At 70.9% G+C, this 19,529-nt stretch carries 18 protein-coding genes; 10 read left to right on the forward strand and 8 right to left on the reverse strand.

What is annotated here, in order from left to right; translation table 11 throughout:
- The first annotated feature begins 16 nt into the window (after positions 1-16).
- The 4 genes from GON04_RS03275 to tolA are packed head-to-tail and all read left to right on the forward strand — an operon-like array spanning position 17 to position 2,418.
- Positions 17-394, forward strand: a complete 378-nt coding sequence (locus GON04_RS03275) for a YbgC/FadM family acyl-CoA thioesterase (protein ID WP_370530050.1) — start codon at positions 17-19, stop codon at positions 392-394.
- Complete coding sequence (gene tolQ, locus GON04_RS03280) at positions 391-1,101, forward strand: protein TolQ (protein WP_157396551.1); 711 nt, start codon at positions 391-393, stop codon at positions 1,099-1,101. Before GON04_RS03275 ends, tolQ begins: the two co-directional genes overlap by 4 nt.
- 1 nt (position 1,102) lies before the next feature.
- Entirely contained in the window at positions 1,103-1,528 is a 426-nt protein-coding gene (locus GON04_RS03285; RefSeq protein ID WP_157396552.1) for a biopolymer transporter ExbD, read from the forward strand.
- Between the two features lie 5 nt (positions 1,529-1,533).
- Positions 1,534-2,418: a cell envelope integrity protein TolA gene (gene tolA / locus GON04_RS03290; RefSeq protein WP_157396553.1), complete on the forward strand. Its 885-nt coding sequence runs from the start codon at positions 1,534-1,536 to the stop codon at positions 2,416-2,418.
- Between the two features lie 21 nt (positions 2,419-2,439).
- Here tolA and GON04_RS03295 read toward each other — a convergent pair whose 3' ends face one another.
- A complete protein-coding gene (locus tag GON04_RS03295; protein ID WP_157396554.1) occupies positions 2,440-3,255 on the reverse strand; it encodes an alpha/beta hydrolase in 816 nt (271 codons plus the stop codon).
- 34 nt (positions 3,256-3,289) lie between these two features.
- The gene (dnaE, locus tag GON04_RS03300; RefSeq protein ID WP_157396555.1) at positions 3,290-6,775 is read right to left on the reverse strand and encodes a DNA polymerase III subunit alpha; all 3,486 of its coding nucleotides are present in this window, start codon (positions 6,773-6,775) and stop codon (positions 3,290-3,292) included.
- Between the two features lie 50 nt (positions 6,776-6,825).
- Between dnaE and GON04_RS03305 the strand changes: the two genes are divergently transcribed.
- Positions 6,826-7,563 carry a sulfurtransferase gene (locus GON04_RS03305; RefSeq protein WP_157396556.1) on the forward strand — a complete coding sequence of 246 codons (738 nt, stop codon included), beginning with the start codon at positions 6,826-6,828 and terminating at the stop codon, positions 7,561-7,563.
- Positions 7,564-7,611: 48 nt separating this feature from the next.
- On the opposite strand, the gene GON04_RS03310 is transcribed toward GON04_RS03305, so the two are convergent.
- From GON04_RS03310 to GON04_RS03325, 4 genes are all read right to left on the reverse strand, one after another.
- Positions 7,612-8,505 (reverse strand): pirin family protein, encoded by an 894-nt coding sequence (locus GON04_RS03310; protein WP_157396557.1) that lies wholly within the window; start codon positions 8,503-8,505, stop codon positions 7,612-7,614.
- A gap of 11 nt (positions 8,506-8,516) precedes the next feature.
- On the reverse strand, positions 8,517-9,074 hold the full coding sequence (locus GON04_RS03315; RefSeq protein WP_157396558.1) for a flavodoxin family protein: 558 nt from the start codon (positions 9,072-9,074) through the stop codon (positions 8,517-8,519).
- 82 nt (positions 9,075-9,156) lie between these two features.
- Positions 9,157-9,609, reverse strand: a complete 453-nt coding sequence (locus GON04_RS03320) for a DoxX family protein (protein ID WP_157396559.1) — start codon at positions 9,607-9,609, stop codon at positions 9,157-9,159.
- A gap of 52 nt (positions 9,610-9,661) precedes the next feature.
- The gene (locus GON04_RS03325) at positions 9,662-10,363 is read right to left on the reverse strand and encodes a pirin family protein (protein WP_157396560.1); all 702 of its coding nucleotides are present in this window, start codon (positions 10,361-10,363) and stop codon (positions 9,662-9,664) included.
- A gap of 109 nt (positions 10,364-10,472) precedes the next feature.
- Here GON04_RS03325 and GON04_RS03330 point away from each other — a divergent pair, with 109 nt between their 5' ends.
- From GON04_RS03330 to GON04_RS03350, 5 genes are read left to right on the forward strand one after another with little or no spacing between them, the layout of a single operon-like run.
- A complete protein-coding gene (locus GON04_RS03330) occupies positions 10,473-11,429 on the forward strand; it encodes a LysR family transcriptional regulator (RefSeq protein ID WP_157396561.1) in 957 nt (318 codons plus the stop codon).
- Between the two features lie 16 nt (positions 11,430-11,445).
- A complete protein-coding gene (locus GON04_RS03335; protein ID WP_157396562.1) occupies positions 11,446-12,513 on the forward strand; it encodes an NAD(P)/FAD-dependent oxidoreductase in 1,068 nt (355 codons plus the stop codon).
- A 37-nt stretch (positions 12,514-12,550) separates the two neighbouring features.
- Positions 12,551-13,432: a tRNA glutamyl-Q(34) synthetase GluQRS gene (gene gluQRS / locus GON04_RS03340; RefSeq protein WP_157396563.1), complete on the forward strand. Its 882-nt coding sequence runs from the start codon at positions 12,551-12,553 to the stop codon at positions 13,430-13,432.
- A complete protein-coding gene (trmB, locus tag GON04_RS03345; protein WP_338050882.1) occupies positions 13,425-14,147 on the forward strand; it encodes a tRNA (guanosine(46)-N7)-methyltransferase TrmB in 723 nt (240 codons plus the stop codon). The genes gluQRS and trmB overlap by 8 nt, the downstream gene beginning before the upstream one ends.
- A 50-nt stretch (positions 14,148-14,197) precedes the next feature.
- Positions 14,198-15,322 (forward strand): ABC transporter substrate-binding protein, encoded by a 1,125-nt coding sequence (locus GON04_RS03350; RefSeq protein ID WP_157396565.1) that lies wholly within the window; start codon positions 14,198-14,200, stop codon positions 15,320-15,322.
- A gap of 30 nt (positions 15,323-15,352) precedes the next feature.
- On the opposite strand, the gene alaS is transcribed toward GON04_RS03350, so the two are convergent.
- Positions 15,353-18,025, reverse strand: coding sequence for an alanine--tRNA ligase (alaS, locus tag GON04_RS03355; RefSeq protein WP_157396566.1), 2,673 nt, complete (start codon positions 18,023-18,025; stop codon positions 15,353-15,355).
- A gap of 85 nt (positions 18,026-18,110) precedes the next feature.
- The gene (locus GON04_RS03360) at positions 18,111-19,346 is read right to left on the reverse strand and encodes an MFS transporter (protein WP_157396567.1); all 1,236 of its coding nucleotides are present in this window, start codon (positions 19,344-19,346) and stop codon (positions 18,111-18,113) included.
- Positions 19,347-19,529: the final 183 nt, after the last annotated feature.

Below are 19,529 nucleotides of genomic sequence, written 5' to 3' on the forward strand. Positions count from 1 at the left end.
CGCGTTCCCGGTCCGCATCTACTGGGAAGACACCGATGCCGGCGGCATCGTCTTCTACGCCAACTACCTGAAGTTCTTCGAGCGCGCCCGCACCGAATGGCTGCGCTCGCTGGGCATCGAGCAGCGCCGGCTGCGCGAGACCACCGGGGGCATGTTCATCGTCGCCGACACCGCGCTGCGTTATCTGCAGCCAGCCCGGCTGGACGACGAACTTCTGGTCACGGCCGCGCTCCAAGAGGCAGGCCGGGCCACCCTGACCCTGTCGCAGCAAGCCCTGCGCCAGCCCGGCGGCGAGCTCCTCGCCGAAGGAACCATCCGCATCGGCTGGGTCGACGCTTCCACGCTGAGGCCTGCCAGAATCCCATCCATGATCCTCGAGACCCTGAACCGATGAACCAAGACCTGTCGATCCTGCAACTGGTACTGGGAGCCAGCTGGGTCGTCCAGCTCGTCATGCTGCTGCTGGTGGGCGTTTCCATTGCCAGCTGGGCCGCCATCTTCGGCAAGCTGTTCGCCCTCAAGCGCGTGCGGTCGCTCAACGATGCGTTCGAGCGCGACTTCTGGTCCGGCACCAGCCTCAACGAGCTGTTTTCGGCGGCGGCCCAGAACGCCAAGCGCGCCGGCCCCATGGAACGCATCTTCGCCAGCGGCATGCGCGAGTACCAGAAGCTGCGTGAACGCCGCATCCAGGACCCCGCCACCCTGCTCGACGGCGCCCGCCGCGCCATGCGGGCCAGCTACCAGCGCGAGGTCGACGCGGTCGAGTCGCACCTGTCGTTCCTGGCCTCGGTCGGCTCCGTGTCGCCCTACGTCGGGCTGTTCGGCACCGTCTGGGGGATCATGCATGCGTTCACCGGGCTGGCCAGCCTGCAGCAGGTGACGCTGGCGACCGTGGCTCCCGGCATCGCCGAGGCGCTGGTCGCCACCGCGATCGGCCTGTTCGCTGCCATTCCCGCCGTCGTCGCCTACAACCGCTTCGCGCGCGACATCGACCGGGTGGCCATCAAGCTGGAGACCTTCATCGAGGAGTTCTCCAACATCCTGCAGCGCAACTCTAGCTCCGGCACCATGACGACGACCGTTGCCGCCTCGAGGCTCTGACATGCCCGCCGTCGCCGCCCGCGGCCGAGGCCGCCGCACCATCAACGAGATCAACATGGTCCCGTTCATCGACGTCATGCTGGTGCTGCTGATCATCTTCATGGTCACGGCCCCGCTCATCACGCCCAGCCTCATCGACCTGCCCAGCGTGGGCAAGGCCAACCGCCAGCCCGACCAGAAGTTCGAGGTGGTGATCGGCAAGGACGAGAAGCTGGTGCTCAAGGCCGGCGACCAGTCCAAGTCGATTGGCCCGGCCGAGCTCGCCGCGGCGGTGCTCGCCGCCCAGGCCGGCAAGCCGGCCGGCTCCACCGCCGTCGTGATCAGCGCCGACCGCAACGTGAAATACGAGACCGTGGTGCGCGTGATGGACACCCTGCAGCGCGCGGGCGTGCAGCGCGTCGGACTGTCGGTGCAACTGGCCCGCTGATACCCATGTTCCACGCCGCCGCCGGTCGCCCCGAATTCCTGCCGCCGCCCGAGCCCGGGCTGCTTCGGTCGGTCACCCTGGCCCTGCTGGCACACGTGGTCCTGGTGCTGGCGCTCAGCTGGGGCATCCACTGGAAGCGCGACGACAACACGGTCGCCGTCGAGGCCGAGATCTGGTCGGCGGCCGTCCAGCAGGCCGCGCCCAAGCCGGTCGAGACACCGCCCACCCCCAAGGTGGACACCACGCCACCGCCACCGCCGCCCCCCGCGCCCACCCCGCCGCAGCAGCGCGACGCCGAGATCGCGATCGAGCGCGAGAAGGAGCGCCTGGCGCAGGAAAAGGCCCTCCAGCAGGAGCAGGCCCGCAAGGCCGCCGCCGAGGAGGCGGAGCGGCGCGAGGCGGCCGACCGCCGGCGCAAGCAGGAGGAGGCGCGCAAGGAGGAGGCGGCGAAGAAGGCCGCCGAAGAGCGCAAGCGCGCCGAGCAGACCGTGGCGCGCGAGAAGCGCGAGCAGGAAGAGCGCCTGGCCAAGCAGCGCGCCGAGAACCTCAAGCGCATCCAGGGCATGGCCGGCGCCACCGGCGTGCCGGGCTCCGAGGGCCTGGCGCTGCGCTCGTCCGGCCCGTCGGACAGCTACGGTGGCCGCATCCGGGCCAAGGTCCGGCCCAACATCGTGTTCTCCGACGACATCTCCGGCAACCCCAGCGCCGAAGTGCTGGTGCGGCTGGCGCCCGACGGCACCATCGTCGGCACGAAGATCCGCAAGGAGAGCGGCCAGAAGTCCTGGGACGACGCCGTGCTGCGCGCCCTGGCCCGCACCGAGGTGTTCCCCCGCGACGTCGACGGCCGCGTGCCGCCGGAAGTGGTGCTGGTGTTCCGGCCGCGCGACTAGCGAGGCCGGGGCAGTGGCCGTTCAGGACTTGCCGGCATCCAGCGCCAGTATCCACTCCAGCACCTGCGGCAGCGCCGCCTCCGGCACGCTGAAGTGGTCGCCGCCCACCTCGATGGTGCGGGTGAGCGGGTTGGCAGGCAGTCTGTCGACGTAGTAGCGCCGGGCGGCAGGGGTGAAGTTGTCCGCGCTGCCCAGCACCGTTAGCACCGGCACCGTCGCCGGGATGCGCGGCGCCGTGTTCCCCATCTCGGCGTCGCCGGTCGGGTCGAAGTAGGACAGGTAGGCCTTGGCGGTGGTGCGCACCGACAGGGTCCGGCCCTGGTTGTTGTCGTTGAAGCCGGCCTTCTCGTCGCCCTTGCCGGCCGCCACCATCGCGCGCGCCTCGTCCACGCTCTGTCGCACCGACACGAACCTCGGGTTGTCGTAGTACCCGCGCGGGACATGCCCTGGTGCCAGCAGGACCAGCGCCTGCACATCGCCGCCGCGCGCGGCATGGCTCATGGCCGCCGGCACGCCCATGCTGTGCCCCATGGCCACGATGCGCGTGGCGCCCTTCTTGCGCAACTCGGCCGCCAGGCCGGCCATCTCCTGCATCGCCAGGTCCCAGTCGCCATCGATGTAGCGCCGCTTCGACCACGGCATGTCCGTCGCCACGACCAGCAGGCCTGCATCTTCCAGCCTGGACTTCAGCAGCCGCGAGCCGGTCTCCTGCGCGGAACCTGTCTTGCCGTGCAGCAGCAGCACGCCCGTGCCTACAGCCGCCTGGGCCTTGGCCCCGCAGGCCAGCAACACGCCCACGGCGCCCAGCGCCTGCCGGCGATCCAGTCGATCGATCATGCCTGTCCCCTCCTCGCGCCGCGCGGGCGCCACCTCAGTCGTAGACGATCTGCGCCGCCCCGTTGTCGGCCTGCGCCATCCAGCTGGCCAGCGCCGCGTCGGTCGGGAAGAAGCGGGCCTGCTCGCCCAGCTGCAGCTCCGCCGTCGCCGCGTCGCGCCGCAGCGCCAGCCGCACCGGCAGCCCGCGCACCACGTCGCCCTGCTCCGTCTGCTCGCGCCGGGCCGGGAACTCGCGCACCAGGCGTTGGATGTCGGGTGCCTTGCCGTTGACTGCCACGCGCAGGAACTTGCCGAACCGGCAGCGCGCCGTCGCCAGGTCCCAGGCCTGCTGGATCGAGAGCCGGAAGCCGCCGGTGAAGCGGTCCGGCTGCAGCTTGGCCTGCACGATGACCAGCTCGTCGTCCTTGAGCAGGTTGCGGTGGGCGTTGATCACGGCCTCGTCGGCGGTGGCCTCGATGGTGCCGCTCTTGTCGTCCAGCTTGAACAGCGCCAGCTTGCCGCGCTGGCCGTTGATGACGCGGAAGTCGGTGATGATGCCGGCCAGCAGCTGCTGGTCGCGGCTGTCGACCAGGTCGTCGACCTTGGTGCGCACGAAGCGCCGCACCTCCAGCGCCACCTCGTCGAAGAGGTGGCCCGACAGGTAGAAGCCCACCGCCGTCTTCTCGAACGTCAGCCGCTCCTTCACGCCCCAGGGCATGGCCTCCACCAGCGGCGGCTCCTGCGTGCTGGCGGCATGCGAATCGCCCATGTCGAACAGGCCGCCCTGGTGGGCGTTGGCCTCGGCGGCATTGGCGAAGTCGAACGCGCGGTCGATCGAGGCCACCAGCGCAGCCCGGTTCATCTGCAGCGCATCGAAGGCGCCGGCCTTGATCAGGGCTTCCACCGTGCGCTTGTTGATGCGGGTGCGGTCGACCCGCACGCAGAAGTCGTACAGGCTGGTGAAGGGGCCGGACGTGGACCCGGACGAGCCGGCCCCCTTGCCTTCGCGCGCCGCGACGATGGCCTCGATGGCCTGCTGGCCCGTGCCCTTGACGGCCCCCAGGCCGTAGCGGATGACCTTGTCGGTGACCGGCTCGAAGCGGTAGCCGCCGCGGTTGACGTCGGGCGGCTCGAACGACAGGCCGAAGTTCTTCACCGCGTCCTCGAACAGCACCTTCAGCTTGTCGGTGTTGTCCATTTCCACGGTCATGTTCGCGCAGAAGAACTCGGCCGTGTAGTGCACCTTCAGCCAGCCCGTGTGGTAGGCCAGCAGCGAGTAGGCGGCGGCGTGCGACTTGTTGAAGCCGTAGCCCGCGAACTTCTCCATCAGGTCGAAGATCTCGTCGGCCTTCTCCTGCGGGATGGCGTTCTTGGCCGCACCGGCGCGGAACGTCTCGCGGTGCAGGGCCATCTCCTCGGCCTTCTTCTTGCCCATCGCGCGGCGCAGCAGGTCGGCGCCGCCGAGCGAGTAGCCGCCCAGGATCTGCGCCGTCTGCATCACCTGCTCCTGGTAGACCATGATCCCGTAGGTCTCCGAGAGCATGTTGGCCACCAGCGGGTGCGGGTACTCCACGGTCTCGCGGCCGTGCTTGCGCGCCACGAAGCTGGGGATCAGGTCCATCGGGCCCGGCCGGTACAGCGCGTTCAGGGCGATCAGGTCCTCCAGCCGGGTGGGCCGCGCATCACGCAGCATGCCCTGCATCCCGCGCGATTCGAACTGGAACACCGCCTCGGTCTTGCCGTCGGCGAACAGCCGGTAGGTGGGCGCATCGTCCAGCGGGATGGCCTCGAAGGTGAAGTCCTTCTGGCTGGCGTGGCGCTGGCGGATGAACTCGCGGGCGATCTCCAGGATGGTGAGCGTGGCCAGGCCCAGGAAGTCGAACTTCACCAGGCCGGCGGCCTCGACGTCGTCCTTGTCGTACTGGCTCACCGCCGAATCACTGCCCGGCTGCTGGTACAGCGGCGTGAAGTCGGTGAGCTTGCCCGGGGCGATGAGCACGCCGCCGGCGTGCATGCCGACGTTGCGGGTCATGCCCTCGAGCTTCTGCGCGAAGGCCAGCAGGGTCTTGACCTCGTCTTCCTTGTCCAGGCGCTCGGCCAGGATCGGCTCCTGCTGGATGGCCTCGGCGATGGTGATGTGGGTGCCGGGCTTGTTGGGAATGAGCTTGCTGATGCCGTCGCAGAACGTGTAGCTCATGTCCAGCACGCGGCCGACGTCGCGGATGGCCGCGCGCGCGGCCATGGTGCCGAAGGTGGCGATCTGGCTGACCGCCTCGCGGCCGTACTTGTCCTTGACGTACTCGATGACGCGGTCGCGGTTGCCCTGGCAGAAGTCGATGTCGAAGTCGGGCATCGACACCCGCTCGGGGTTCAGGAAGCGCTCGAACAGCAGGTTGTACTGCAGCGGGTCGAGGTCGGTGATCTTGAGCGCGTACGCCACCAGCGAGCCGGCACCCGAGCCGCGGCCCGGCCCCACCGGGCAGCCGTTGTTCTTGGCCCAGTTGATGAAGTCGCCCACGATCAGGAAGTAGCCCGGGAACCCCATCTTGAGGATGGTGCCGATCTCGAACTCGAGGCGCTCGACGTAGCGCGCCATCTGCTTGTCGCGCGCAGCCGCGTCGGGGTACAGCTGTGCCATCCGCTCCTTCAGCCCCTCGTGCGAGGCGAAGCGGAAGTACTCGTCGATCGGCATGCCGTTGGGCGTCGGGAAGTTGGGCAGGCGCGGCTTGCCCAGCTCCAGCACCAGGTTGCAGCGCTTGGCGATCTCCAGCGTGTTGGCCACGGCCGACGGCACGTCGGCGAACAGCGCCTCCATGTCGGCGGACGGCTTGAACCACTGGTCGCGCGTGAACTTGCGTACCCGGCGCTGGTTGGCCAGGATCTCGCCCTCGGCGATGCACACCCGGGCCTCGTGCGACTCGTAGTCGTCCGGCGCGGTGAACTGCACCGGGTGGGTCGCGACCACCGGCAGCTTGAGGTTGGCCGCCAGCTGCACCGCCGCCGCCACGTGGCGCTCGTCGTCGGCCCGGCCGGCGCGCTGGATCTCCACGTAGAAGCGGTGCGGGAAGACCGACGCCAGCTCCAGCGCCACCTGGCTGGCGCGCGCCTCGTCGCCCTGCGCCAGCGCCTGCCCCACCGGACCGGCCTGGGCGCCCGACAGCAGGATCAGGCCTTCGGCCAGCTCGCGCAGCCACTCGAACCTGCAGGCGGCCTGCGCCCGCACCACGTTGCGGGTCCAGGCGCGTGCCAGCAGCTCGCACAGGTTCAGGTAGCCGACACGGTTCTGCACCAGCACGAGCACGCGCGACAGCGCCGTCTCGTCGGTGCCGACGCCCTGCAGCAGCAGCTCGGCGCCGACCAGCGGCTTCACGCCCGTGCCGCGCGCGGCCTTGTAGAACTTGATGGCCCCGAACAGGTTGTTCAGGTCGGTGATCGCCAGGGCCGGTTGGCCATCGGCGGCCGCGGCCTTCACGACGTCGTCGATGCGGTTGGTGCCGTCGACGACGGAAAATTCGGTGTGCAGGCGCAGGTGGACGAACATGGTTCCGATTGTAGGAAGGGCCATGGCGCCGCCCTTCGTAGAATTCCCGGATGGACGCCGTGTTGAATGTGTCGGGCTATCGATTCGCCCGGCTGGACGAGCCGCAACACCTGCGTGACCTGCTGCACGCCGAGGCGTCGGCATTGGGCCTGCGGGGCACCATCCTGCTGGCGCACGAGGGCATCAACCTGTTCCTGGCCGGCCACGCGCCGCAGGTCGACGCGCTGCTCGCGCTGGTGCGCCGGCAGCCCGGACTGCAGGCCCTGGAGGCCAAGCGCAGCTGGTCGCGCGCCCAGCCGTTCCGCCGCCTGCTGGTCAAGGTCAAGCGCGAGATCATCCGCATGAACCAGCCCGCCATCGCGCCGCAAGCCGGCCGCGCGCCCGCCGTCGACGCGGCCAAGGCCAGGCGCTGGCTCGACCAGGGCCACGACGACGAGGGCCGGCCGGTGGTCACGCTGGACACCCGCAATGCCTTCGAGGTCGACTACGGCACCTTCGACGGGGCCATCGACTGGCGGCTGCAGAAGTTCAGCGACTTCCCGGCCGCGCTGCAGGCGCACCGCGCCGAGCTGGAAGGCAAGACGGTGGTGAGCTTCTGCACCGGCGGCATCCGCTGCGAAAAGGCCGTGCTGGCCATGCAGGCTGCCGGCCTGCAGCACGTGTGGCAGCTGGAAGGCGGCATCCTGAAGTACTTCGAGGAAGCCGGCGGCTCCCATTTCCATGGCCGCTGCTTCGTGTTCGACGAGCGCGAGGCGCTGGATGCGGGGCTGGCGTCGGTGAGGGAATGACAGGCGGACATCCGTACCCGAAGGTCCTTCGGGTCCGGATGGTCGAATTCAGGACATCGGCTCAGGCGGCGAAAACCGCGTCGGTGGCAAGGGGATGAACTCGTCGTCGCCCGGCACGCCCGCGAAGCGACCCGCCTCCCAGTCGGCGCTGGCCTGCAGGATGCGGTCCTTGCTGCTGGAGACGAAGTTCCAGTACATGTAGCGCGGGCCCAGCGGCTCGCCGCCCACGACGACGAAGCGCGCGGGGCCGGTGGCGGCGATGCGCACCGGGGCGCCGGGCTCCAGCACCAGCATCTGCTGCGCCGGCACGGCCGTGCCGTCCAGCGAGAACTCGCCGGCGACCGGGTAGACGGCGAGCTCGGGCGCGAGGGCGGGCAACTCGAAGCGGCCGCCTGCCGGCAGCGCGACGTCGAGGTACAGCGTCGGCGAGGCGGGCTGCACCGGCGAGCGGACGCCGAACGCCTCGCCGACCAGCACGCGCACCCGGGCGCCGTCGGCCTGCACCTGCGGGATGGCGTCCGCGGGTGTGTGCACGAACGACGCCTCGGACTCCTCGGCCGCCTCCGGCAACGCCACCCACAGCTGCAAGCCATGGTTGACGTAGGGCTGCTGGCGCAGGTCGTCGGGCTTTCGTTCGGAGTGCACGATGCCGCGGCCGGCGCTCATCCAGTTGATGGCGCCCGGCTCGATGCGCTGCGCCGTGCCCAGGCTGTCGCGGTGCATCATCGCGCCCTCGAACAGGTAGGAGAGCGTAGCCAGGCCGATGTGCGGATGCGGCCGCACGTCGTGGTTGGTGCCCGGCTCCTCGGTCACCGGACCGAAGTGGTCGAAGAACACGAACGGGCCGACGCTGCGGCGCCGCGCCGCCGGCAGCAGGCGGCGGACCTTGAAACCGCCCCCCAGGTCCTTCTCATGGCCGAGCAGCTGCAGCGCAGCAGGCATGGTGCGTCCTCCTATTTGCGTGACCAGCGCGCGGCCGCCTCGGCCACGCGCTTGCCGAATTCGGTGGCGAACTTCAGGTCGCCGGGGAACATCTCGGCCGGCGAGGCGTCCGAGGGCGACACCGACGCCGCGCCCGACCACACGCCCAGCCAGTTGAGGTCGGCGCGCGTGGCGGCCTTGCTGTTGGCCGGCATCATGCCGGTGCCGACCCACACGCCGCCGTGCTGCATGGCCAGCGTGAACAGGTAATTGAGCGTGCTGGTCTTGTCGCCGATCGTGCTGGCGCTGTTCGTGAAGCCGGCGAACAGCTTGTTCTTCCAGGCGCCGCTGTACCAGGGCCTGGACGAGGCATCGGCGAATTTCTTGAACTGCCAGCTCGGGCCGCCCATGTAGGTCGGCGCGCCGAAGATGATGGCGTCGGCCTCGGCCAGCAGCTCCCAGCCGCCGTCGGGCAGGTTGCCATCGGCGTCGATGGCGATCAGGCGGGCGTCGGCACCCTCGGCCACGGCCTGGGCCTGGCGCTGGGTGTGGCCATAGCCGGAGTGGTAGACGACTGCGATGGAGGGCATGGGCGGCAAACGATCCGGGCTTCAGGTTCGGTGGAGGGAGACGGGCGCTGCCGCCCGCGGGCGGCAGCGAGGCGGCGGTGCGTCAGCGCCGGGCGCCGTCGAGGCTCCAGCGGCCGGGACCGAAGGCCCAGACGAACAGCAGGCCGCCGAGCACGCCCATGTTCTTCCAGAAGGCCTGTTGCTGCATCATGCGCTGCGCTTCGGGCACGGCCCAGAAGTTGTGGAACAGCGGCGTGATCACGGCCACGAAGACCGCCAGGCCCAGCGCCGCCCAGCGTGCGCGCCAGCCGACCAGCAGCAGCAGGCCCAGGCCCAGCTCGGCCGCGATGGCGATCGCCGCGCAGACCTCCGGCATGGGAACGCCCTTGGCGGCGATGTAGCCGACCGTGCCGGCGAAGCCGACGATCTTGCTGAAGCCGGCCGGCACGAACAGCCAGGCCAGCAGCACGCGGCCGATGAGGGTGGCGAGGTTCTGCGCGGTGGCGGACGAGTCGGTGATGCCGACGCCGGTGGCGCCGTGGGTCAGGGTAGCCATGATGAAACTCCTTGTTCAGGCTCGGGTGGGAAGAGAAAACCGGAAACCGGGATCAGGGTTCGAGGTCGAAAACCAGAACTTCGCCCTGCTTGCCGTTGCGAACTTGCACACGCGTCTCGTCCTCGAGTAGGACGGCGTCGCCGGACTGCAGCCGCTGGCCGTTGACTTCGAGTTCGCCGCGCACCAGGTGCACGTAGCCTTTGCGGCCACTCGCCAGCTGCAGCTCGGCCGTCTCGGCGCCGTCGAACAGGCCGGCGTACAGGCGCGCGCTGGCATGCAGCTGCACGGAGCCTTCGGCGCCGTCCGGCGAGGCCACCAGGCGCAGCCGGCCGCGCTTGTCGGCGTCGGTGAAGCTCTTCTGCTCGTAGCTGGGCGGGATGCCGGTGACGTTGGGCTCGATCCAGATCTGCAGGAAATGCGTGACCTGCTCGGGCGCGTGGTTGAACTCGCTGTGCTGCACGCCGGTGCCGGCGCTCATGCGCTGTACGTCGCCGGGCGGGATGCCCTTGACGTTGCCCATGCTGTCCTTGTGCGCCAGGTTGCCCTGCAGCACGTAGCTCACGATCTCCATGTCGCGGTGGCCGTGGGTGCCGAAGCCGGTGCCGGGGGCGATGCGGTCCTCGTTGATGACGCGCAGGTTGCCCCAGCCCATGTGCTGCGGGTCGTAGTAGTTGGCGAACGAGAAGCTGTGGTGGGAGTCCAGCCAGCCGTGGTTGGCATGGCCTCGATCCTGGGAGCGGCGGACGGTCAACATGGCGAGGTCCTTTCTTGGTTGCCGGTCGATGACTGGCAATGTAGGCGCAGCCCCCACGGTCGGGCAGCAGCCGGCTTTGATGGCATCATTCAAAAAAATTGAACGCACCATGGCCACCCCCACCCCGCGCGACGTGCTCACCCCGGACGCGCTAGCCCTTCTTCAGACCGTGGCCCGGGCCGGGAGTTTCGCGGCCGCCGCGCGCGAGCTCGGCCTGGTGCCCAGCGCCGTGACCTACCGCGTGCGCCAGGTCGAGGACGCGCTGGATGCCCTGCTCTTCGACCGCGCCTCGCGCCAGGCCCGGCTCACCGAGGCCGGCGCCGAACTGCTCCGGGAAGGCGAGCGGCTGCTGGGCGAGGTGGACGCGGTGGCCAACCGCGTGCGCCGCGTCGCCACCGGCTGGGAGTCGCAGCTCACCGTCGCGGTCGACACCGTGGTGTCCTGCTCGACCGTGATGGAGCTGGCCCAGGCTTTCCTGGAGGTGGCGCCGACCACGCGGCTGCGCCTGCGCGACGAGGTGCTCTCGGGCACGCTCGACACGGTCATCAACGGCCAGGCCGACCTGGCACTGGGCATCACGCTGGAGCCGAACAACACCGCCGGCGTGCGCAGCCGGCCGCTGGGCGACCTGACGTTCGTGTTCGCCGTGGCGCCGCACCACCCGGTGGCCGCCCTGCCCGAGCCGGTGACCGACGAGCAACTGCAGCGCCACCGCGTGGTCGCGGTGGCCGACTCGGTCCAGCGCGGCGACGGCCTCACGCTGGGACTGATGGCCGGGCAGGAGGTGCTCACCGTGCCGACCATGCGCGCCAAGCTCGACGCCCAGCTGCGCGGCCTGGGCGTGGGGTTCCTGCCCGAACCGCTGGCACGGCCGTTCCTGCAGACGGGCCGGCTGGTGCCCAAGTTCACGCTGCGGCCCAACCGGCTGAGCCGCCTGGGTTACGCCTGGCGCGACGGGGGTGTGCTCGGCCCGGGCAAGGGCCTGCAATGGTGGCTTCAGCAACTGGACAGCGCGGCCACGCGCACTGCGCTGTTGGAGCGTCATGTGGGACCGCTGCTGGGCTGATGCCACAATCCCCGCGATGCCGACCTCCCGCCCCACTCCGCCCGCCCGCCACATCGCCATCGTGGGCGCCGGGATCGCCGGCATCGCCTGCGCCCGCACGCTGGTCCAGGCCGGCCACCGTGTCACCGTGTTCGAGAAGGCGCTGAAGGTCGGCGGCCGCATGGCCAGCCGCGAGACGCCGTTCGGCAGCTTCGACCACGGCGCGCAGTACTTCACCGTCCGCGATGCGCGCTTCCAGGGCGCCCTCGACACCGCGCCCGGCTTGAGCCGGCCCTGGAGCGCCAACGCCGTGCGGGTGCTCGATCCGCTCGGGCGGGTGGCCGAGGCCTCGCTGCCCACGACCGAGGCGCACTGGGTCGGCGCCCCGGCCATGGACGCCCTGCCGCGGCAGTGGGCGCAGCCGCTGCTGGCCGCGGGCGCGGTCGAACTCGGCACCACGGTGGACGGCATCGAGCGCGACGCCCTGGACGCCCAGCGCTGGCAGCTGCGCACCTCCGGCGCCGACGAGAGCGTGCACGTCTTCTCCGGCTTCGACGCCGTCCTGCTGGCCATCCCCGCGCCGCGGGCCTCCGCGCTGCTGGAGCGCTGCCGGCTGGCGCCGCTGTTCGTCGAGAAGCTGGCCGCCATCGACATTGCGCCCTGCTGGACGCTGATGCTGGCCTTCCCGCAGGCCGCACAACCCGGGCTGCCGCACCTCGGACCGCAATGGAACGCGGCCCTGAGCACCCACCACCGCATCGCCTGGCTGGCGCGCGAGTCGTCCAAGCCGCGCCGCGGGCCGGTCGAGCGCTGGACCGTGCAGGCCAGCCCGGCCTGGTCGACCGAGCATTTCGACGACGACGTGGACCGGGTGCGCGCCAAGCTGCTCAAGGCCTTCGCCGAGGTCACCGGCATCCGGGCCCAGCCCGCGCACGCCGACGTCAAGCGCTGGCGCCACGCCAAGACCGGCACGCCGCTCGGGCGCTCGCACCTGTGGGACGCGAAGATCGGCCTGGGCCTGTGCGGCGACTGGTGCCTGGGCCACCGCGTCGAGAACGCCTTCGTCTCCGGCCTGGAGCTGGCGCTGGCCGCACTGGCCGACTAGCCCCGCACCCTGGCAGCGGCCTGGCCGAGGTGAGCGCATGAGCCCCGGGTATCGCGGCCGCTTCGCCCCCTCGCCCACCGGGCCGCTGCACGCCGGCTCGCTGGTCGCCGCACTGGCCAGCTGGCTCGACGCCCGCGCGCACGGCGGCCGGTGGCTGGTGCGCATCGAGGACATCGACACGCCGCGCTGCGTGCCCGGCGCGGACGCCACCATCCTGCAGCAGCTGGCCACCTGCGGGCTGCTCCCCGACGAGCCGCCGACCTGGCAGTCGCGCCGGGGCGACCTGTACCAGGCCGCGCTCGACGCACTGGTGGCACGCGGCGCCGCCTATCCGTGCGGCTGCTCGCGCAAGGACATCGAGCAGGCGCTGGCGGCGCAGGGCCGTCCGCGCATTCGCGGCGAGGAGGCGCCCTATCCGGGCACCTGCCGCACCGGCCTGCACGGCAAGCCCGCGCGCGCCTGGCGCCTGCGCGTGGCCGACGGCATGGTCGCCTGGACCGACCGGCGCCTGGGCGCGCAGCAGCAGGACGTCGCCCGGGCCGTGGGCGACTTCGTGCTGCGCCGGGCCGACGGCCTGTGGGCCTACCAGCTCGCCGTGGTGGTCGACGACGACGCGCAAGGCATCACGCACGTCGTGCGCGGCGAGGACCTGGCGGACAACACGCCGCGCCAGCTGCTGCTGCAGCGCGCGCTCGGCCTGGCCGCGCCGTCGTACCTGCACACGCCGCTGGTGCTGGGTGCCGACGGCGAGAAGCTGTCGAAGCAGAACGGCGCCCTGGCGCTGGACCTGTCGGATCCGTTGCGCACGCTCCACGCCGCCGCATCGGTTCTGGGCCTTCCTGCACACGCCGGCCCGATCGGCGATGCAGTCGCCAGCTGGGTGCAGGCCTGGCCCTTTCTACAATCGGCGGGTGACTGAACACGGCCCGTCCGACGACGCGCGCGCGCCCGAGGGCGTGCCGCACCCCCGCACCATCCGCAGCTTCGTGCGCCGCGCCGGCCGCACCACCACTGGCCAGGCGCGCGCGATGGAGGAACTCGGGCCGAGCTTCATCGTGCCGTACCGGCCCGAGCGGCTCGACTACGCCGCCGCCTTCGGCCGCGAGGCGCCCACGGTGCTGGAGATCGGCTTCGGCATGGGCGAGGCCACGGCGCACATCGCGGCGCTGATGCCGCAGGTCAACTTCCTGTGCTGCGAGGTCCACGAACCCGGCGTCGGTGCGCTGCTCAAGCGCATCGGCGAGCAGGACCTGGCCAACATCCGCATCGTCGCCCACGACGCGGTGGAGGTGCTCGCCCACATGATCGCGCCGGCCAGCCTGGCGGGGGTCCACATCTTCTTTCCCGACCCGTGGCACAAGCTGCGCCACAACAAGCGCCGCCTGGTGCAGCCGCCGCTGGTGGCGACGCTGGCCGACCGGCTCGCTCCCGGCGGCTACATCCACTGCGCCACCGACTGGGAACCCTACGCCCAGCAGATGCTGCAGGTGCTGGGCGACGAGCCCGCCCTGCGCAACACCGCCTCCGACTACGCGCCGCGGCCGCACTACCGGCCCCTGACCAAGTTCGAGAACCGCGGCCTCAAGCTGGGGCACGGCGTCTGGGACCTCGTCTTCACCCGCACCGCCGCCTGAGCGCGGTGGCACCCAACCTGCCATTGCCTCCGCCAGGAGGCCAGCCCACCTTGCTCGACCGTCGCACGCTCCTCGCCGCCGCCGCATCCGCCACGCTGCCCCTGCTGGCCAGGGCCCAGGGCAAGCCGGGCCGCAACCGGATCGTGCTGGGCCAGTCGGTCCCGCTCACCGGCGCGGCCGACCAGATCGGTCTCGCGTTCGCCGGCGGCTCCAAGCTGTTCTTCGATGCGGCCAATGCCCGCCCGGCCGCACCCTGGAGCTTCGAGCTGGTGCAGGTCGACGACGGCTACGACCCGGCCAAGGCGGCCGCCAACGCAAAGAAGCTGCTGGCCGGCGGCGCCGACCTGCTGTTCGGGTTCGTGGGCACCGGCAGCGGCGATGCCGCGGCCGCCGTCGCCCGCCAGGAAGGCGCACTGCTGTTCGCCCCCCTCGCCGCCTCCGACGCGCTGCGCGATCCCTCGGTGACGCAGGTGTTCCACGTGCGCCCCAGCCTCGCCGACGAGGCCTTCAAGATGGTGCGCCACTGCGCCACGCTCGGCCAGAACCGCCTGGCGGTGGTCGGCGAAGACGACGCCATGGGCCGCGCCGGCCTGGCGGCCGTCAACCAGGCGATCGCCGACCTGAAGATGCCGCCGCTGGTGGCGTCGGCCTTCGTGCCGGTCAACAGCGACAAGGTCGACGCCGCGGTGGCCGCGCTGGCCAATGCGCAGCCGCAGGCCATCCTGCAGGTCTCGCTGTTCAACACCACGGCCGCCTTCATCCGCAGGATGCGCAAGACCGGCTACGCCGGCGCGTTCATGAACTTCTCCGTGGTCGGCATCGACCCGCTGTTCGCTGCACTGGGCAAGGAGATCGGCGGCGTGGTGGTGTCGCAGGTCGTGCCCTCGCCGCGCAGCACCACCGTGCCCATCGTCAAGGAATACCTGCAGGCGCTGGACAACAGCGACCAGACGCCCTCGTACGAGAGCCTGGAGGGCTACATCGCGGCCAAGACGCTGGCCGAAGCCGTCCGGCGCAGCGGCCGGGTGGACAGGGCGGCGCTGCAGAAGACCATGGCCGCGATGACCGACTACGACGTCGGCGGCTTCCGCATCAACCTGCGCGCCGGTGTCCGCGATTCGGTGCGCACCGTCGACCTGGTGTCGATCACCGCCGACGGCCGCATCGTGCGCTGAGGCGCCGGGGCCGCGGCCCCGGCAACGGGATCAGGCCCTCTCGGCCACCCAGGCCTGCACCGACTGCAGGGCGCCGGCCAGCTTGCTGGCATCGGTGCCGCCGGCCATGGCCAGGTCGGGCTTGCCGCCGCCCTTGCCGCCCACCTGCTGGGCGACGAAGTTCACCAGCTCGCCGGCCTTGACCGTGGCCATGCGGTCGGCCGTGACGCCGGCCGCGATCTGGACCTTGCCGCCGTCGACCGCCGCCAGCACGATGGCCGCCGTCTTGAGCTTGTCCTTGAGCTTGTCCATGGTGTCGCGCAGCGTCTTGGCGTCGGCGCCCTGCAGCGTGGCCGCCAGCACCTTGATGCCCTTGACGTCGACCGCCTGCGCCACCAGCTCGTCGCCCTGCGACGAGGCCAGCTTGCCCTTGAGCTGCGCCACTTCCTTCTCGAGCGAGCGCACCTGGTCCAGCACCTGGCCGATGCGCGCCTGCAGCTCCGCCGCCGGCGTCTTCAGCGCCGCGGCGGCGCTCTGCACGGTCGATTCCACCTGCTGCAGGTAGGCCAGCGCATTGGCGCCGGTGACCGCCTCGACGCGCCGGATGCCGGCTGCCACGCCGCCCTCGGCCACGATCTTGAACAGGCCGATGTCGCCGGTGCGCTGCACGTGGGTGCCGCCGCACAGCTCGCGGCTGCTGCCGATGTCCAGCACGCGCACGCTGTCGCCGTACTTCTCGCCGAACAGCATGACGGCGCCGGTGGCCTTGGCCGACTCGATGTCCATCACGCGTGCCTGCGTGGCGTGGTTCTCCAGGATCTCGGCGTTGACCCGCTTCTCGATCTCGCGCACCTGCTCGTCGGTGACGGGCACGTTGTGCGTGAAGTCGAACCGCGTCTTGTCGGCATCGACCAGCGAGCCCTTCTGCTGCACGTGCGAGCCCAGCACCTCGCGCAGGGCCTTGTGCATCAGGTGCGTGACGCTGTGGTTGCGCATGGTGGCCTGGCGGCGCGCGACGTCCACCCGGGCGGTGACCGCATCGCCGACCTTGAGCGTGCCTTGCGCCATCGAACCGTGGTGGCCGTAGACGTCGGCCTTGATCTTCTGCGTGTCCTCGACGCCGAACTGCACGCCCTCGGCGGTGAGGACGCCGCTGTCGCCGACCTGGCCGCCGCTCTCGGCATAGAAGGGCGTGGTGTCCAGCACCACGACGCCCTGCTCGCCTTCGGCCAGCTGCTGCACCGGCGTGCCGTCGCGGTACAGGGCCGCGACCCGGGCCGGCTCTTCCAGCCGCTCGTAGCCGGTGAACGGGTGGCCCGCGCCGGTGTACTCCAGCGCGCGGTCCATCTTGAACTTGCCCGCTGCGCGGCCGGCCGCCTTCTGCTTCTCCATCGCAGCATTGAAGCCGGCGACGTCCACCGTGACGCCGCGCTCGCGGCAGACGTCCTGCGTCAGGTCGAGCGGGAAGCCATAGGTGTCGTGCAGCTTGAAGGCGACCTCGCCCGGCAGCACCCTGGGACTGGCGACGTCGTGCCCCGGCAGCGCCGGCACGTCGGACGTGTCGTCGCTGCCGATCGCGGCATCGAGGATCTCCATGCCGTTCTCGAGCGTCTCGAAGAAACGCTCCTCCTCGGCCTTCAGCACCTCGGCGATGCGCTTTCCCTCGGCCTGCAGGCGCGGGTAGGCCGCGCCCATCAGCGCCACCAGGTCGGGCACCAGCTTGTGGAAGAACGGCGTCTTCTTGCCCAGCTTGTAGCCGTGCCGGATGCCGCGGCGCACGATGCGGCGCTGCACGTAGCCGCGGCCCTCGTTGCTCGGAATCACGCCGTCGCTGACCAGGAACGCGGTGGCGCGCACGTGGTCGGCGATGACGCGCAGCGACGGATTGGCCAGGTCCTTGGTGCCGGTCTCGCGCGCCGCGGCGGCGATCAGCTTCTCGAAGATGTCGATCTCGTAGTTGCTGTGCACGTGCTGCAGGATGGCCGCCAGGCGCTCCAGGCCCATGCCGGTGTCCACGCAGGGCGCGGGCAGCCTGACCACGCTGCCGTCCGGCTGCATGTCGAACTGCATGAACACGTGGTTCCAGATCTCGATGAAGCGGTCGCCGTCCTCGTCGGGGCTGCCGGGCGGGCCGCCGGGAATGCCCTCGCCGTGGTCGTAGAAGATCTCCGAGCAGGGGCCGCAGGGGCCGGTGTCGGCCATCATCCAGAAGTTGTCGCTCTTGTACTTGCCGCCCTTGTTGTCGCCGATGCGGATGACGCGCTCGGGCGGCAGGCCGATCTCCCGGGTCCAGATGTCGTAGGCCTCGTCGTCCTCGTGGTAGACCGTGGCGAGCAGCTTGTCCCTGGGCAGCCCGTACACCTCGGTCAGCAGTTCCCAGCCCCACTTGAGCGACTCGCGCTTGAAGTAGTCGCCGAAGCTCCAGTTGCCCAGCATCTCGAAGAAGGTGTGGTGCCGCGCGGTGTAGCCCACGTTCTCCAGGTCGTTGTGCTTGCCCCCCGCACGCAGGCAGGCCTGCACCGACGCGGCGCGCACGTAGGGCCGCTTGTCGGTGCCCAGGAACACGTCCTTGAACTGCACCATGCCCGAGTTGGTGAACATCAGCGTCGGGTCGTTGCCCGGCACGAGCGGGCTGGAATCGACGACCGTGTGGCCCTTGCTGGCGAAGAAGTCCAGGAAGGTCTTGCGGATCTCGGCGACGGTGACGGGCTGCTTGGAAGTCATGGTGATGGGCTGGGGCTTCCGGCATGGGGGCGGAAGCGGGTGACGGCGCGCACGCGCGCGCGAAGGGGTGGATTATAGGTTTGGGTCAGGCCGCGGCCGGGGTGGGCCCGGGCGGCCGCGCGCGGGCCGCGAACGCGAACGCGATCTGGGCGATGCCCGCCGCCAGCCCCACCGCCACGCCGATCTGCCAGGCCAAGGTGTAGTTGCCCAGCGCGTCGAACAGCAGCCCGCCGCCGTAGGCACCGGCGAAGCTGCCGACCTGGTGGCTGACGAAGGCCACCCCGCCCAGCATCGCCTGCCAGCGCAGGCCGAACCGGTCGACGATCCAGCCGGCCACCAGCGGCCCCACCCCCAGCCAGAGGAATCCCATGACCGAGGCGAAGAACAGCGTGCTGGCCGGCGTCGGCACCGAGAGGAAGTACCAGGCCAGCGTGGCCGAGCGCAGGGTGTAGATCAGGCCGAGCAGCAGCAGCTTGTTCCAGCGACCGCCGGCCCAGCCGAAGAACAGGCTGCCCAGCACGTTGAAGGCGCCGATGCAGCCCAGCGCCTGCGCGCTGAGCATGGGATCCATGCCGCAGATCTCGAGGTAGGCCGGCAGGTGCGTGGTCAGGAAGATCAGCTGCATGCCGCAGACGAAGTACGCCGCCGCCATGACCAGGAAGGGCACGCTGCCGAAGGCTGCGCGCAGCGCCGCCGCAGCAGTCTCGTCGCCGGCCGCGGCACCGTAAGCGGGCAGCGGCTCGCGATCGCCGCGGCCCGCAAACCAGGCCGCCGGCAGCATCACCAGGGCCATCAGCGTGAAGCCCACCAGCCCGATGCGCCAGCCCTGCTGCTGCATCAGCAGCTGGCCGACCGGCGCGGCGACCATGGCGCCGAGCGAGCCGGCGGCCGACACGATGCCCAGCACGGTGCTGCGCACCGCCGCCGGCACGGCGCGCGCGGCGACCGCCATGGCCATGGCCGGGCCGGTGCAGGCCATGGCAAGCCCGATGCACAGGCCGGCGCCGGCGATCACCGGCACCAGGCCGCCGGCGCTGGCCAGCAGGACCAGCCCGGCGATGTACACCACCGCGCCGCCCAGCATCAGCGGCCGGTAGCCCACCCGCACCGCCAGCGCGCCGGCGAACGGCTGCAGCACGCCCCACGACAGGTTCTGGACCGCGATGGCGAGCGTGAAGTCGGCCACCGGGATGCCGATGTCGCGCGTGAGGCTGGGCATGAAGATGCCCAGGCTCTGCCGCAGCCCCATCGCGAAGGTCAGCAGGAGCGATGCCCCCAGCAGCAATGGCAGGGCTGGACGCAGGGCGGCAAGGCGGCTCATTTTTTGTGGGTCTCCGGGAGTGCTCGGCAGTCTAGGGGCGGATGCACGCCGCTGCCGTCGCTCGCCCGACAGGCCCCGCACGCGTCGTGGCTGGCCACGGCCGAGCCAGGCTGGCCGCGCGGGCAGGTACCCCAGCCGCGGTACCTGCTGAACTCCCCTCCTACACCGCCCCCGGGCTTCGGC

It is taken from the genome of Ramlibacter pinisoli (assembly GCF_009758015.1).
Taxonomy (GTDB): Bacteria; Pseudomonadota; Gammaproteobacteria; order Burkholderiales; family Burkholderiaceae_C; genus Ramlibacter; species Ramlibacter pinisoli.